Annotated in this window: 11 protein-coding genes; 2 read left to right on the top strand and 9 right to left on the bottom strand. The window is 61.7% G+C overall.

Features of this window, described 5'->3' with window-relative positions; translation table 11 throughout:
- Window positions 1-995: 995 nt before the first annotated feature.
- Complete coding sequence (locus E8L22_RS10245; RefSeq protein WP_136525095.1) at window positions 996-1922, bottom strand: LysR family transcriptional regulator; 927 nt, start codon at window positions 1920-1922, stop codon at window positions 996-998.
- Between the two features lie 146 nt (window positions 1923-2068).
- On the opposite strand from E8L22_RS10245, the gene E8L22_RS10240 reads away from it, so the two are divergent.
- A complete protein-coding gene (locus E8L22_RS10240; protein ID WP_246044610.1) occupies window positions 2069-2971 on the top strand; it encodes a YeiH family protein in 903 nt (300 codons plus the stop codon).
- Between the two features lie 63 nt (window positions 2972-3034).
- Here the strand turns inward: E8L22_RS10240 and cysN are convergent, their stop codons facing one another.
- The 8 genes from cysN to E8L22_RS10200 all read right to left on the bottom strand — a co-directional run bounded on the left by cysN (window position 3035) and on the right by E8L22_RS10200 (window position 12755).
- Window positions 3035-4684 (bottom strand): sulfate adenylyltransferase subunit CysN, encoded by a 1650-nt coding sequence (gene cysN / locus E8L22_RS10235; RefSeq protein ID WP_136525093.1) that lies wholly within the window; start codon window positions 4682-4684, stop codon window positions 3035-3037.
- Entirely contained in the window at window positions 4684-5589 is a 906-nt protein-coding gene (cysD, locus tag E8L22_RS10230) for a sulfate adenylyltransferase subunit CysD (RefSeq protein ID WP_136525092.1), read from the bottom strand. The genes cysN and cysD overlap by 1 nt, the downstream gene beginning before the upstream one ends.
- Window positions 5590-5645: 56 nt before the next feature.
- Window positions 5646-6356: a phosphoadenylyl-sulfate reductase gene (locus tag E8L22_RS10225; RefSeq protein WP_281282985.1), complete on the bottom strand. Its 711-nt coding sequence runs from the start codon at window positions 6354-6356 to the stop codon at window positions 5646-5648.
- A gap of 393 nt (window positions 6357-6749) precedes the next feature.
- Window positions 6750-8084 (bottom strand): MATE family efflux transporter, encoded by a 1335-nt coding sequence (locus E8L22_RS10220; RefSeq protein ID WP_136526082.1) that lies wholly within the window; start codon window positions 8082-8084, stop codon window positions 6750-6752.
- Window positions 8085-8126: 42 nt separating this feature from the next.
- Complete coding sequence (locus E8L22_RS10215; protein WP_136525090.1) at window positions 8127-9329, bottom strand: ABC transporter permease; 1203 nt, start codon at window positions 9327-9329, stop codon at window positions 8127-8129.
- Entirely contained in the window at window positions 9329-10033 is a 705-nt protein-coding gene (locus E8L22_RS10210; RefSeq protein WP_136525089.1) for an ABC transporter ATP-binding protein, read from the bottom strand. The genes E8L22_RS10215 and E8L22_RS10210 overlap by 1 nt, the downstream gene beginning before the upstream one ends.
- Complete coding sequence (locus E8L22_RS10205) at window positions 10030-11307, bottom strand: efflux RND transporter periplasmic adaptor subunit (RefSeq protein WP_246044609.1); 1278 nt, start codon at window positions 11305-11307, stop codon at window positions 10030-10032. The genes E8L22_RS10210 and E8L22_RS10205 overlap by 4 nt, the downstream gene beginning before the upstream one ends.
- A 20-nt stretch (window positions 11308-11327) precedes the next feature.
- Entirely contained in the window at window positions 11328-12755 is a 1428-nt protein-coding gene (locus E8L22_RS10200; RefSeq protein ID WP_136525087.1) for an efflux transporter outer membrane subunit, read from the bottom strand.
- Between the two features lie 228 nt (window positions 12756-12983).
- Between E8L22_RS10200 and E8L22_RS10195 the strand changes: the two genes are divergently transcribed.
- Window positions 12984-14855, top strand: coding sequence for a cytochrome c3 family protein (locus E8L22_RS10195; protein ID WP_136525086.1), 1872 nt, complete (start codon window positions 12984-12986; stop codon window positions 14853-14855).
- The last annotated feature ends 81 nt before the right edge of the window (window positions 14856-14936 follow it).

Genomic DNA, 14936 nt, shown 5'->3' with positions numbered 1-14936 from the left:
TAGGCAGGAACCGCTCCTCATTGGCAACGACTACAGCAAAAGCCGCGGTCGCAGTGAGGCAGCCAGGCACCTATTCGTGTCGGTCCAGCTGAAATGTAGGAATCTATACCGAAGGATATATTCATTTATTCCTACATATATATTTCATTTGCTTATCGAGTCATGTATGTGTAGAATGCCGCCAACTCTGGGGGGGGGTAGCCTGACCTACAGGTGACCGTCAAAATCCATCGGCCGAACGCCCCTTTAAAGCGGGTCCGGCTAGAGAGATCGCCATGAACAAGCTCTCGATGTGCAGATTTGTTATTAGTTTTGTTACTGTGTTATGTGTTGCCGCCATCGCAGAAGCTGGCGCGCCCCCTTGTGCGAGTTCCGAGGGAGCGGACCATGCGGCTAACACGCCCGTCGCTGTTCCAGGGGCGGGTAAGGTATGCCAGTTTTGTCATGTACCGCATCAGGATACTACCGAGGGTGGCATGTTGTGGAACAGCACGACGGAGCAGACCAAGTCCGGCAAAGCATACGCCCTCAACATTCCAGCCAATGTCACCGTTCCGGAGGATTTCGATCCACGACTTGGCAAGGGGAGGTTGTGCATGTCCTGTCATGACGGGACAGTCGCTACGCCTTCCATAAAGGAGAAAAAAGATCTCCGCGCTGCTTCGTGCGTAAACTGGAAGCTGGTTGCACCGTAGGGGCAGCTCTCTTATGGCAGCCACTCCATCACCAGCAGTCATAGAAGCGGTATGAGCGCCGCCTCAAAGTACAAACGCAAAAAGCCCCTGTATTTCTACAGGGGCTTTTTGGTTGTGGGCCGCCCATCTCTTCCGAGACGGGCTAAATACTGCAACCTTCTTTGCAGTGCGATACAGGACGAATAGCAAACTTAGAGGTCCACATTGCCTGATCTCCTTTCCCATAATTGAGGTTATTTATTTCTACACTGGCAGCGCCATCAAGTCAACATAAAAAAGATCATTTTGGTCTTCTTAACATCAAACTGATTCCGACGCCTTCTCACCCCTCACTTCATCGACATCCCTGCTCTCTTCAAGCATCGTGAGGAACGCACGCATCAAGGCAGTGCGGTAGTCGTTTTTTCTGGTAACAAGGAGCAGCGTTCGCTGCAGATCCACCGGGCTGGAAACTTCTAAAAGCCAGCCGTGATCCAGTTCCCGCTGGACCGCCATTCTGGAAACGCACCCGACCCCCAACCCCGCCTCCACCGCCTTCTTGATCGCCTCGGTATGACCGAGTTCGAGGGCAATGGAGTAAGTCACCCCTGCCCTCTCCATTGCCGCTTCGAAGACCTCCCTTGTTCCGGAGCCCTTCTCGCGCACGATCCATGGGGCTTCCCGCAACATCTCCGGAGTGGCCGTTCGGGCCGCTGCCCAAGGATGCTGCTGCCCGACAACCATCACGAGTTCATCCCGCCTCCAAGGGGTGGTAGCGAGCGACGAAAGATGCGGCAGACCTTCGACGAGCCCAAGGTCCAGTTCACCCGACTCGACCCCGTGCTCTATCTGAAGTGCATTGCCGACCTGCAGCAGGGCTTTGGCGTCGTAATAACGCCTCGAGAACTCGCCGACTATCGCAGGCAACAGGTAATTACCGATGGTCGTGCTCGCCCCGATAACCAGAGTCCCTTTAGGCGCTCCAACGGACTCGTCCAGGAAAAGCTCGATCATCCGTACGCGCGAAAGCACCTCCCGCGCTTGAGGAAGCATCTCCCGCCCGCGGTCATTCAAAAACAGCCGCCTGCCGGAACGCTCGAAGAGGGGCGCTCCCGCCAGCCGTTCCAGCTCAGCAAGCGCCATGCTGACCGCCGACTGGGTCAACAGCAATTGGCCACTAGCCTGGGTCACCCCGCCGCATGCTGCGACCTTCTCGAATATCTCAAGCTGCCTGATCGTTATCGTCATAGCCTCTCCCGGATAAACATAAATCCAATTGATGCTATTTATCTAAATTACTAATTTTTATTTATATCTCAAAAGACATATTATCCGCAATAGATTTCCACATTGAGGAGGGGAAAATGAGACACATGGAGGTCCGAAGCATTGTTATGATTCTATGTCTGGCGCTGGCCATCTCTCCATGGGGTGGCCCCGCCTTGGCCCTCGCCCTCGGGACGGGCTACGCCCTGACCTTGGGCAACCCGTGGCTGCAGAGGACGGCGAGCTTGAGCAGGGTGTCGCTGCAGCTCTCCGTAGTCGGGCTTGGTTTCGGACTAAAACTTGGAGAAGTGGTGCAGACAGGAAGGGAAAGTCTAGGGTACACCATAGTGGGGATTGGCTTCACCCTCGGCGTCGGATACCTGTTGGGGAGGCTGTTTGGCACTCAAAGCAACACATCTGCGCTGATATCTGCGGGAACGGCAATTTGCGGCGGCAGTGCGATTGCGGCGCTAGCGCCGGTGCTGGACGCCAAGGATGACGAGACGGCGGTGGCCCTTGGCACCGTCTTCACCCTCAACTCCGTTGCTCTGTTGCTGTTCCCGCTGATAGGGCATTTGCTGGATCTGCGCCAGGATGTCTTCGGCACTTGGGCGGGCCTTGCCATTCACGACACGAGCAGCGTCGTCGGTGCGGCATCCGCCTTTGGGGAAGAGGCCTTGAAAGTCGGTACCACCGTGAAGCTCACCCGCGCCATGTGGATCATGCCGGTCGTTTTCGGGGCAGCCCTGCTGAAGAAGTCCGACAAGAGAGCACACGTACCGCTCTTTATCATTGGCTTCATCGCAGCAGCAGCCGTGCGGAGCCTATTGCCGGCTTTTGAGGTGCAGTGGAATCAGGTTGCGGCTTTAGCCAGGCACGGCCTGGGAGTGTCCCTGTTTTTCGTCGGGCTTGGGCTCAGCAGAGAGGTTTTGGGCAAGGTCGGTGTACGCCCCATGCTGCAGGGTGTGACGCTGTGGTTCGTGGTTAGCGGCGTAACACTGGCAGCACTACTGGTGAGTACGGCAGGCTAGCTCAGCATCCAGTCTGCCAGTCGGACTGCTCCGACTGGCCAGACTGGCCCGGTTGGTCCTTTACTAGATACCGATGCCGTCGTCGCCATACCCCTTGGCGGGGGCTGTGCCGCGCTTGAACAGAAGCAGACTGACGCCGTCACCGTTGCGATCGAACTCGAAGGCGAGGTTCTTGTCGTAGGCCAGCTGCGCCACCGGCTCCAGCTGGGCCAGGTCGCGCAGCCGGAACAGGATGCGGTTACCCTTTTCCAAGTACTCCTCGATGCTCCTCGCAAGATCGAGCAGGAAAAGCCCCTTCTCCTCGGTCAGATCGACCACGTTCAGGTTGGTCGCGGCGACGGCATCGAGCACGATGCGGCGCGGCGCCCACGGGCTATCTTCCTGCGAAAGGTGCGCCTTCTGCGCTTCATCCGGCCCGTCCAGAACCATGCCGGCGGCAACGGTCGCATTGGTGAACCGGTCGATGAGAATGAAGCTTCCCGTGTCGCGATTGCTCCCGTACGGGTCGAAGGAGACAGGGCGATCCAGCTCGAGCCTGGCAAGGCCTATCTCGTTCAGCCCAAGGGTGGCAACCTGCTTCTGCTCCAGGGTGTTCACGTCCACCGCATACTGCACCGCGGTTACCCGCCCCGGGGTCACCCCGGTCGCCGTCTTCACCAGGTAAAGCTGCCCCGGCTGCAACGGCTCATCGTGCATCCAGACGACGTGCGCCTCGGGATGCCTCGTGTAAAGAGGGGGCGCGTCCAGACGCGTCAGCATGTCGCCGCGGCTGATGTCGATCTCGTCCTCGAGGGTCAGCGTGACAGCCTGCCCCGCCACTGCCTCTTCCAGATCCCCGTTGAAGGTCACGATCCTCGCCACCCGGCTCGTCTGGCCGGATGATGCTACGCGGACATCGTCGCCGGGACGGATGGTGCCGGAAGCGATGGTGCCGCAGAAACCGCGAAAATCGAGGTTCGGACGGTTCACCCACTGCACCGGAAGCCGGAAGGGGCGCTCGTCCCTATCGTCCTCGACCTGCACCGTCTCCAGGAAGTGCATCAGGGTGGGGCCCTTGTACCACGGGGTCTCGGCACTCTTCTCGATGATGTTGTCGCCGTTCAAAGCCGAGATGGGGAGCGCGGTAATGGTCTCGAAGCCGAGCGGCGCCGCGAACGCGCGGTAGTCCTCCTCGATGGCCTTAAACTTCTCCTCGTCGTACCCGATCAGGTCCATCTTGTTGATCGCCAGCACGATGTGCCGGATCCCGACGAGCGACACGAGGAAGCTGTGCCTGCGGGTCTGGGTCAGCAGCCCCTTACGTGCATCGACCAGGATGACGGCGACCTTGGCGGTCGAGGCGCCGGTTACCATGTTCCGGGTGTACTGCTCGTGGCCGGGGGTGTCGGCAACGATGAACTTGCGCCGGTCCGTGGAGAAGAAACGGTAGGCGACGTCGATGGTGATCCCCTGCTCGCGCTCGGCCTGCAGCCCGTCAAGAAGAAGGGCGTAGTCGATGGCGCCACCTTGCGTCCCCACCTTCTTGCTGTCGGCCTCGAGAGCCGCCAACTGGTCCTCGAAGACCATCTTGGAGTCCCACAGAAGGCGGCCGATGAGGGTGCTCTTGCCGTCGTCGACGCTGCCGCAGGTGATGAAGCGCAGAAGCGACTTCTCTTCCTGGCTCTTCAGGTAGGCTAGGATATCTTGCTCGATCAGTTCCGATTGATGTGCCATTAGAAGTACCCTTCCTGTTTCTTCTTCTCCATGGAGCCGGCCTGGTCGTGGTCGATCAGGCGTCCCTGACGCTCGGAGGTGCGGGTGAGCAGCATTTCCTGGATGATGTCCGGCAGCGTGTCCGCCTCGGACTCGACCGCCCCGGTCAGGGGGTAGCAGCCCAGGGTGCGGAAGCGCACCGACTTGTACTCGATCTTCTCGCCGGGCTTCAACTCCAGCCGGTCATCATCCACCATGATGAGCATGCCGTCCCGCTCGACAACCGGGCGCACCGCCGAGTAGTAGAGCGGCACGATGGGGATCTCTTCCAGGTGGATGTACTGCCAGATGTCCAGCTCGGTCCAGTTGGAGAGCGGGAACACCCGGATGCTCTCTCCCGGCTTGACGCGGGTGTTGTAGAGGCTCCAGAGTTCAGGGCGCTGGTTCTTCGGGTCCCAGCGGTGGTTCGCGCTCCGAAAGGAGAAGATGCGCTCCTTCGCACGGGATTTCTCCTCGTCGCGGCGGGCCCCGCCGAAGGCGGCGTCGAACTTGTACTTGTCGAGCGCCTGCTTTAGCCCCTCGGTCTTCATGACGTCCGTGTAGAGGGCGGAGCCGTGGGTGAAGGGGGAGACTCCTTTTTTCACCCCTTCCTCGTTCACGTGCACGAGAAGCTCCATACCGGACTCCTTCGCCATCCGACCGCGGAATTCGATCATGTCGCGGAACTTCCAGGTGGTGTCCACGTGCAACAGCGGAAAAGGCGGCGGCGCCGGATAGAATGCCTTGCGGGCCAGGTGCAGCATGACTGCGGAGTCCTTGCCGATCGAATAAAGCATCACCGGGTTCTCGAACTCGGCCACCACTTCGCGGATGATGTGAATGCTCTCGGCTTCCAGTTGCTGCAGGTGCGTCAGATTTTTCTTCATATCGTTTCCCGTATCGAATCTTTGTACCGGCGCCGGTCGCGCCGGGCTCGCGCCGTCTATCTCCGGTGCAGGCCGCATTCCTTGTGCTCGGGGTTCTCCCACCACCACCTCCCCGCGCGGGCATCCTCTCCCGGCTGAACCGCCCTGGTGCAGGGGGCGCAACCGATGGAACGGTACCCCTGCTTCAGAAGGCGGTTCTGCGGCAGGCGGCGCTCCTGTACGAAATCCAGCAATTGGGCCTCGTTCCAGTCGAGTAGCGGGTTGATCTTGATGATGCCGCCGTTCAGCGCATCCAGTTCGATCGCCTTAAGGTCCGTCCTGGTCACGCTGTGCTCACGGCGCATGCCGGTGACCCACCCGGAAAGCTCCTTCAGCGCACGCCCGAGCGGCTCCACCTTGCGGATGTGGCAGCACTCGTGGCGGTTCTCCAGCGACTCGCGGAAGGAAAAGAGCCCCTTCTCGCGCTCCAGCTTTTCCACCGCTTCGTGCCGGGGAAAATACCAGTCGATCTTGATGCGGTAGCGCTCCGTGATGGCGTCGGCCACCTCGTAGGTCTCCTCATTCAGCCTGCCGGTGTCGAGCGCGAAGACGCCGACCTCCAGACCGGCCTCCCGGGCGAGCTCGATGATGGCCACGTCCTCGAGGGAGAACGAGCAGGCGAGCTTCACAGTGCCTTGCGCTGCGGTCACACCGAGACGGAGAATCTCCTGGGCGGTTGCGTTGGGGGCGACTTCGGGAACAGATGTCATGTTGGCTTCCTCTTGGATAGATTCGAAACGGGTATTCCCTCTCAAAAAAACTTGAGTCACCTTTTACCCTATCACACCAATGCAGTCAACAAAAATATCAACAATTGCAGACAATATAAGTAGGTTTTGTCCAGACACACGTCACCCCCTCTTTAGCGACGCTAAGCATACAAATTCAAGTAGCTGTTTAAACATGACTATTTGATGTCACATCGGCTCTGTCAAATGTCAAACGGCAGGGGATTTTTTGGTACACGCAGAGCAATGCAAGAGCCATTGCTGACACATACAGTAGGAAAATAGAAACGGATAAGACCGCGCAACCGGGACGCGGCTCGCCCGGAGCGGAGGATCTGGGGTTATAGCAGGAGTGTCGTATCAGTCGGGGGAAACGGGGAAGCGAAGCTCAGGCTAGTGATGCTGATGCAGCACCTGTATCGATCTCCAGGCACCGGAACGGAAACGCAGCGACCAGACCACGGCCGTGAAGAAGACGAAACATGTGGCGAGGGTCCATTCCGCGACGAGGCTCGGGATCAGCCAGGAGATGAGCCACAGCAAAAGGAGAAAACCTGCCGAGCAGTAGAGGAAGGTACGGGCGACCCAACCGGTGTCACCGGCAGAAGAGAGGACGCATCCGGTCATCACGTTGGCGGCGTCGAAGAGGCAGTAAAAGGCGACGAACTTCATGATCACCGAACCGGTCTCGATGATGCGGGCGCTTTCCGGCCCGGTCCCGGCGAAAAGCGACATGAGCGGCCCCGGGCAGGTGGCGAAGAGAACCGCCATGGCGAACATCCAGATCTCGCAGACGATAAGCGACTGCGACGCGATGTCGGGAACCTGATCGTCCTCCCCTGCCCCGCGTGCGTGCCCCACCAGGACCCCTGCCGCCTGCCCGAGTCCGAGAGCCGGGAAAAAGGCCATGCCGTTGATGCGGAAAGCGATGCTGGAAGCGGCGAGTTCCACGGTACCGAGCCTGCCAAGGGCGACGAGGAAAAGGGTCCAGGCACAGAGCTCGCCGCTGATGCGAAGCCCCATCGGCATGGCCAGTTTCAAGAAGCGTGAAAAGTCCGGCCAGGCCAGTCGCCGCGCGATACGGTCGGACCACCCTCCTGCGACCATGAAGATGCCGCTGTAAAGAAAAGCGGCGACCGCCTGGGCGGAAACGGTGGCGAGTGCGGCACCTGCGATTCCCAGGCGCGGTAGCCCCCATTCCCCGAGGACCAGCCCCCAGGCGAGCAGTGCGTTGACTACGAAAGATAAGAAGGTGACCGCGGTGACCAGGGCGGGCCTGCCGATCCCCGAGAGCCAACCGGCAAGTGCGGAACCGAGCACGGGGAAGAGCGAGCCCGCCATGCAGATCCCGAAGTAGGCGGTCTCGTCGCGCGCGACCTGCGGGGCGTGCCCGGCTAAAAGGAAGAGCTGCGCAAGCGGCCAGGCAAACGCCAGTGCCGCGACGCCGGAGATGAGCGAGGTAAGGATGCCGAGCCAGGCGGACCTGCGCACGCCCGCGAGATCGCCGCGGCCGTGGTTGTGGGCGACGAAGGTCCCGGCGTACCCGGCTGTGCCGAAGAGAAAGCCCTGAAACAGGATGACGGCGAGCCCCGACGGACCGATCGCCGCCACCGCCTCGCTGGAGTACCGAGAAAGGACGATGGCGTCGACGATCTGCATCAGGGTTATTGCGGAGGTGGAAAGTATCATCGGGCCTGCCAGTTTCAGCAGGCGCGGTACGTGGTTCATTGCCGGCAAAGCGTTCCCTTCCTTGTTCTTCGCTTGGCGGCCTCACTCGTGACGCAGGGCGTCGATGGGGTTGAGACCGGCTGCCCGGCGCGCCGGGAAATAGCCGAAGATAACCCCAATGGCCGCAGAAAACAAGAAGGATAACAGGTTGATCTTGACGTCAAACATGTACGGTATGTTCATGGCGTGGGCGAGCGCCATGGAGGAGAGCGTGGCAAGGACGATCCCCACGATGCCGCCCATGCTTGAGAGCACCACCGCCTCGACCAGGAACTGCAGGAGCACCTCCCGCTCCAGCGCGCCGATGGCGAGACGGATGCCGATCTCCCGCGTCCTTTCCGTCACCGAGACCAGCATGATGTTCATGATGCCGATGCCGCCGACCAGAAGGCTCACCGCGGCCACGGCACTCAGCAGCATGGTGAGAATCTTTGTCGTACTCGTGAGCGTCTGGGTGATCTGCCGGGTGTCCATGACCCGGAAGTCGTCCTCCTCGTTCTCGCCGATCTTGCGCCGCTCGCGTAAAAGGAGGGTGAGCTGTTTCGTGGCGGCGTCGATGGACGCCCCCTTGCGCACCGAGACGGTGAAGCGGCTCACGTCCTGGGTTCCGGTCAGGCGGCGTTGCACGGTCCTTAGCGGCATGATGATGGAGTCGTCCTGGTCCGAGCCCATCCCGGACTGTCCCTTCGATTTAAGCACCCCCACCACCTCGCAGGAGAACTCCTTGACCCTGATCTCGCTCCCCACCGGGTTCTGGCGCCCGAAAAGCTTCTGACGCACCGTTTCGCCGATGACGCAGACGGCCTTCCCTCCCCTCTCCTCCGCGTCGGTGAACATCCGGCCAGCGGAAAGCTCCCAGTTGCCGGCGTGGAAATAGTCGTTGGTGGTGCCGCTTACCACCGTCGGCCAGTTCTTGGACTGGTAGACCGTCGTGGCCGATTTGCCGGTTATCGGGGCGACCCACTCGGCGCTGGAGATCTGGCTCTTTATGGCGTCGATGTCGGCACTCTTGAAGCTGGGCGCCGCGTCCGAGCCCGGCCCGAACCGCTGACCGGGCATCACCATCAGGAGGTTACTACCCATGCTGGAGATCTGGTCAGAGACAGACTTCGTGGCGCCGTTACCAAGCGTTACCATGACCACCACGGCGGCGACGCCGATGACGATCCCAAGCACGGTGAGAAAGGAGCGCATCAGGTTGCGGCGAATGGCGCGCAGGGAGAGTAGAAGCGTATTCCAGAACATCAGAGAATCTCCCTTTTGCGCTCGTCACTGTCGAGAAAGCCATCCACGAAATGGACAACGCGCCGCGCGTAGGCGGCGATATCCGGCTCGTGGGTTACCATGAGCACGGTGATGCCGAGCTTCTCGTTCAGGCTGACGATCAGCTCCATGATCTCCCGGCTGGTGCGGGTGTCGAGGTTCCCGGTCGGCTCGTCGGCGAGAAGCACCTCAGGACGGGTCACGATGGCGCGGGCGATGGCGACGCGCTGCTGTTGTCCTCCCGAGAGCTCTGCCGGGGTGTGCGACTCCCACCCCTTTAGCCCCACCTGCGCCAGGGCGGCCCGGGCAGCCTCGTGGCGGGACGAGGCTGGCTCGCCCCGGTAGATGAGCGGCAATTCCACGTTTTCCAGCGCGGTGGTGCGCGGCAGCAGGTTGAACCCTTGAAACACGAAGCCGAGGCAGTGCCGGCGCAGAAGAGCGCGCTGGCTCCGTTCGAGCCGCTCCACCTGCACGTCCTTCAGGCGATAGCTCCCGCTCGTCGGGGTGTCGAGGCACCCGAGGATGTTCATGGTGGTGGACTTGCCCGAACCGCTCGGCCCCATGATGGCGAGGAAGTCGCCGGAGTCAATCTCCAGGTCGATCCCCTTCAGCGCCTGAAAGGCGGCGTGGCCGCGGCCGTAGGTCTTGGTGATGCCGGAGAGGCTGATCAGCGGAGACGCACTCATTTCGCCGTCTCCAGGGTTTCCGTGATCACCTGCATGCCGGGCTGCAAAGCGCCGGAGACGATCTCGGTCATCTTGCCGTTGCTGGCGCCGGTCTTCACCTCCACCGCGGTCGGTCTTCCCCCCTTGAGCACCCAGACCTGATGCATACCATCCTTCGTCGTCACGGCGGCCTGCTTCGGGGCGGCCTGGGGAGGGCGCGGCATGAGGGCACCGATCACGCCGCCCGATTTCTTCGAGGCAGTTTCGGCCGCGGGCGGGGTGAAGCGCAGAGCCCCGTTGGGGACAAGGAGCGCCTTGTCACGCGTCACCGTGGTTATCTCGGCGGTCCCGGTCATCCCGGGGCGCAGGCTGAGATCGCTGTTATCCACCTGCAGCACGGTGAGGTAGGAGACCACGTTGTTCTTGGTCTGCGAGCCGTAGCTCACCCTGGTGATCACCGCCTGGAACTTTCGGCCGGGATAGGCGTCCACGGTGAAGGTCGCCTGCTGCCCCACCTTCACCTGCCCTACGTCCGCCTCGTCCACGTCCACCTGGAGCTCCATCTTGGCGAGGTCCTCGGCGAGGGTGAAGAGGGTCGGAGCGGTGAAGGAGGCCGCCACAGTCTGCCCCGGCTCGATGCTCCGCTTGAGCACAACGCCGTTGATCGGGGAACGGATGCTCGCCTTCTCAAGGTTGGTCCGGTCCGATTGCAGGTTCGCCCGGGCCTGGGTCACCGTGGCGCGCGCGTTTGCCTCGTTCGCCTTGGCGCGCTTGAGGTTCGCCTCCGCGCTGTCCATCTCCGCTTTCGAGGGGACCTTGCCGCCGGAAAGCTGGGAGACCTGGCGGTAGCGGGCAAGTGCCGCCTTCGCCTCCGCCGTGGTCGCCTGCATCTGCAGTACCTGGGCCTGGGCGGCGGCGAGCGTCGCATCGGACTTCACCACGGCGTCTTTCAGCTTGGAGAGATCGAGGAGCGCCAGCACCTGCCCCTTCTTCACCCGGTCGTTGTCGTCCACGAGCACCCGGTCCACCATCCCGGAAAGCTCACTCCCCACGTCGACCTGGTTCGTCGGCTGCAGATTCCCGGTCGCAGAGACCTTCACCACCAGGGTGTCCTGCTGGACCGCTTCGGTGGCGAAGGCTGGCACCGTCTCCTTGGCGGCAGGGCGCAGCGCATAAGCGATGGCTGCTACGACGATAACCGCAACGAACGCGATCAAGAGCCGGCGTTTCCAGGTCCAGGCGCCGGTACGGACTTCCAGTATATTTTGGAGTGATGCCCCATCTGTCTGCTGCATGTGCGTATCCTTCATCGGTTTTATTGTTCTCCTTCGTGGCGCCAGCCGCCACCGAGTGCCTTGTACAGCGCGACCAGGGACTGGAGCCTGTCGCCGCGGGTCGCGGCAAGGGTGTCCTCTACACTCAACACGTTTCGTTCGGTGTCGACCACGGACTGGAAGTCGATGAGGCCCGCTCCGTAGCGCTGCCGCGCCATTTCCGCCGCACTGCGCGCCGCCGTCACCGCAGTCGAAAGGGCCATCTCACGTTCCTGGTTTCGCGACAGCAATACCAGCGCGTTCTCCACTTCCTGCAATGCGGTCAGCACCGACTGCTGGTAGGCGACCAACGCCTGTTCACGCACCGCGTCCTGGATTTCCACCTGAGCGCGCAGCTTGCCGGCATCGAAGACCGGAGCGGTGATCCCGCCGAGGATCGATGATTTGGCCGCCGACGCGCCGAAGAGCCCGCCTGCGGTTAGCGCCTCGACTCCGATGGAGCCGGAAAGCTTGAGGGACGGGTAGCGGGCCGCCTCGGCGACACCCACCCGAGCTGTCTCTGCCGCGAGTTTCCGCTCCGCGCCCCTTACGTCGGGACGCTGGCGCAGCGTCTCCGCCGGGATGCCCACCGCGACCTCGGCTGGAAGGGCGGGGAGTTCCCGTACCGCGGCGAGCCTTTCCCGAAGGGTTCCCGGCGTTTCCCCCAGAAGGAGCTCAAGGCGATGCTCCGCCTCGGCAAGACTCGTCTCGAGCGCCGGGATCTGGGCCTTCGTCTGCTCCCGGTTGCTGTGCGCCTGCTCCACGTCCTGTACGCTTACCAGCCCCGCCTGGGAACGCCACTCGGTAAGCTGCAGCGTCTCAGACTGGCTCGCCAGGTTGTCACGGGCGATGCCAAGCCTCTTCTGCAGGGTGCGCAGCTCCAGGTAGCTCTGGGCCACCTCGGCCGCCAGGGTCACCTGTACGTCCTCAAGCGAGGCGGTGCTCGCCTCGAGGTCCGCGCTTGCCGCCTCGACGCCGCGGCGCACCCCTCCGAAGATGTCGAGCTCCCAGCTCGCGTCGAACCCGGCGCTGAACAGATTTGCCGTGGCGCCGCTACCGGACTTTTCGCTGGAGCGGCTGCGCGTGGCGCTTCCCGATGCGGTGACGCCGGGATACCGGTCCGCGGCAGCCACCGAGCGCCGAGCGCGTGACTCGCGCAGTTTCGCCTGCGCGCTGCGCAGGTCCGGGCTTGCCGAAAGCGCCTTCTCGATCAGCTCTGAAAGAAGCGGGTCATCCAGCGAGAGCCACCATCGGCTCAGGTCGTAGTTCTCCCCCCCGGTGGTGCGCGTGCTTCCCTTGGCATCAAGCTGCTGCCAGGTGGCGGGCGTCTTCACCGCAGGGGTGACGTAATTCGGGCCGACGGTGGCGCACCCCACGAGGCCCATGGCGGCGCACGCAATAACAGCGCGATCCAGCGTTGAAGTCTTCATCTCATCCTCTAGGTAATCGTTCGTTTAAAAGCCAGCCCAGTATAGCGACAATGGCATTACGGCGTTGTAAAGAATTGAAATGTCAACGGTTACCGTTTTTTACAAAACTTTACTCTGCGTCGCAGCAGGTCTTCACTGGAACAGTTTCCGTATTGCCAACTGGGGAATTCGCTGTAACATCTCCCCCCAGGCACAGAGGAAATCTATGTCTGTATCAAGGAGGATTGTATGAAAGTCGCAGCGTTCGTCGTACTGTCTCTGATCGTGTCGGCCCAGGTGTGGGGTTACGATGCGGACTCCCAGTGCGTGGTGTGTCACAGTGACAAGGCCAGGTTGAAGGCGCTGGGCGCCGAGTCGATGTACCTTGACCCGGCACAGGTTGATCTCGAGGTGAACATGCCGGGGGCTACCTGCGTGGACTGCCATTTGGGCGAGGGAAAGGAAAAGGACAAGGAAGCGGCGCATCGCGGCATGCTGCGCCCCTTCGTGGTTGGGGTGGGCCCCAAGGTCAAGGGTGAGGCGCTGTCCCGGCAGACGGCAGGGGCGACGAAGGCCCTTCTGCCGCGCTCGTCTGACATGGAAGCGTTGATCCCGGAAGGGGACCCGGCGAAACTTGCGGCTGCGGGGGCCAAAGCGGCTACGGGGCTTCACTGGCAGGACCGTGATCCAAAGACCTTCGCCTTTTCCCCGGACGTCGCGCGCAAGACCTGCGGCAGGTGCCATGAGCAGGAGGTGAAGGATTATGCAAATTCAGAGATGGGGTTGAACAAGCACCAGAGAGCGTTCCGCAGTTGGTCCGAGAAACTCCCCGGCCCGCAGAACTGCGGCATGTGGTTCGGACAGAACTACGACAACCTGAAAAAGCAGACCGCGGTCCCCTACTCCGAGGCTCAAAACGACGCATCGAACCGCGCCTGCAACATGTGCCACGCAGGGTGCAACGACTGCCACTACAAGCCGCACGCAGGCACCGGCAGCCACCGCTTCGGCCGTCCCGACACGACCAGTTGCTACGGCGGCGGTCGCGGCACCATCTGTCACGCGGGTCCCATGGACCGCAGGCGCGGCGCCGGGTATTTCCGCGGCGATTATTCCTTCCCGCCGAACCTTCCGCAGGAGGCGCACTTCAAGGCCGGCGTCACCTGCACCGACTGCCACAAGCCCACGAATCACAAATTCGGCCACTTGGGTTCCGAACAGGTACGGAGTTCCTGCAAAACGTGCCATGCTGAAATCGTCAAGGCCGTTGAAGCGTCCCCTCACGGGAAGGTGGACTGTGCCGCCTGTCATGTCACCGTGGTCGGCGCCTACCAGTACACCTTCTGGGGACCAGGCGTCACCTTCGGAACCGAAACCCCGTACGGCAAGCACAAGGAGTATTACGGCACCCGTGACCTCCCCACCATCATCAAGAACGCCGACGGGCGCTGGATCGGCGTCAAACCTTACCCCATGGCGGTTATGAACCAGACCATGGAACTCGCGCCGACGGGGCTTTTGTTCCGCGAGATCCCGAAACGGCAGATACCCGGGAATACGGCCATCGGCGAGCCATCCTCTTTCGAGGCGGTGCGCGGCGCGCGCGATGTGAACGATGCCTACATCGGTGTCGGAACGCGCGGCGGTCTCCCGTCAGGCAACAAGGCGATACTTTGGGTACAGATGGACAAGATGAGCCATGCCCTGGGCAAAGCGCGCGGTTGCGGGACGTGTCATGACTCCGCGGTGCAGGTGGGTAAATCGGCCTGGAACTACTTCGAGAAGACCGACGTTAAGAAGGCTTTCAAGGGAAGCTATACGGTGCTTGCCGACAAGGATGGGCTGAGGTTCACCGATCAGACCTGGGAAAAACCGGAACCGGCGGGGAACCGGAAGCTGGAAGATTTCGCCCCCTTCACCCTGCTCCCCATGAATGCCTGGGACGTGAAGGGGATCGACTTCTCGCTTCCCTACGACAAAAAGCAGACCGACGCCGCGCGTAAGGAACTCGACGCTTTCCTGGCGCAGATCGCCAACCGCAAGGATGCTGAGGGAGCCCGGCTGCGGGCCGTCGCCTACCACAACCTTGATCTCGCTAAGTCGTTACTGAAGCAGCGATAGCGCGGGGTGGCCGCTGAAGCGGTCGCATCAGGCGAACAGGAAAAAAAGGGCTCCGTTTTAATCTGGCGGAGCCCTTTCTTT

Origin of the sequence: Geomonas ferrireducens (assembly GCF_004917065.1) — a bacterium.
Lineage (GTDB): Bacteria > Desulfobacterota > Desulfuromonadia > Geobacterales > Geobacteraceae > Geomonas > Geomonas ferrireducens.
Note: the sequence above shows the minus strand (reverse complement) of the source record. Positions and strands in the feature narration are given on the sequence as shown.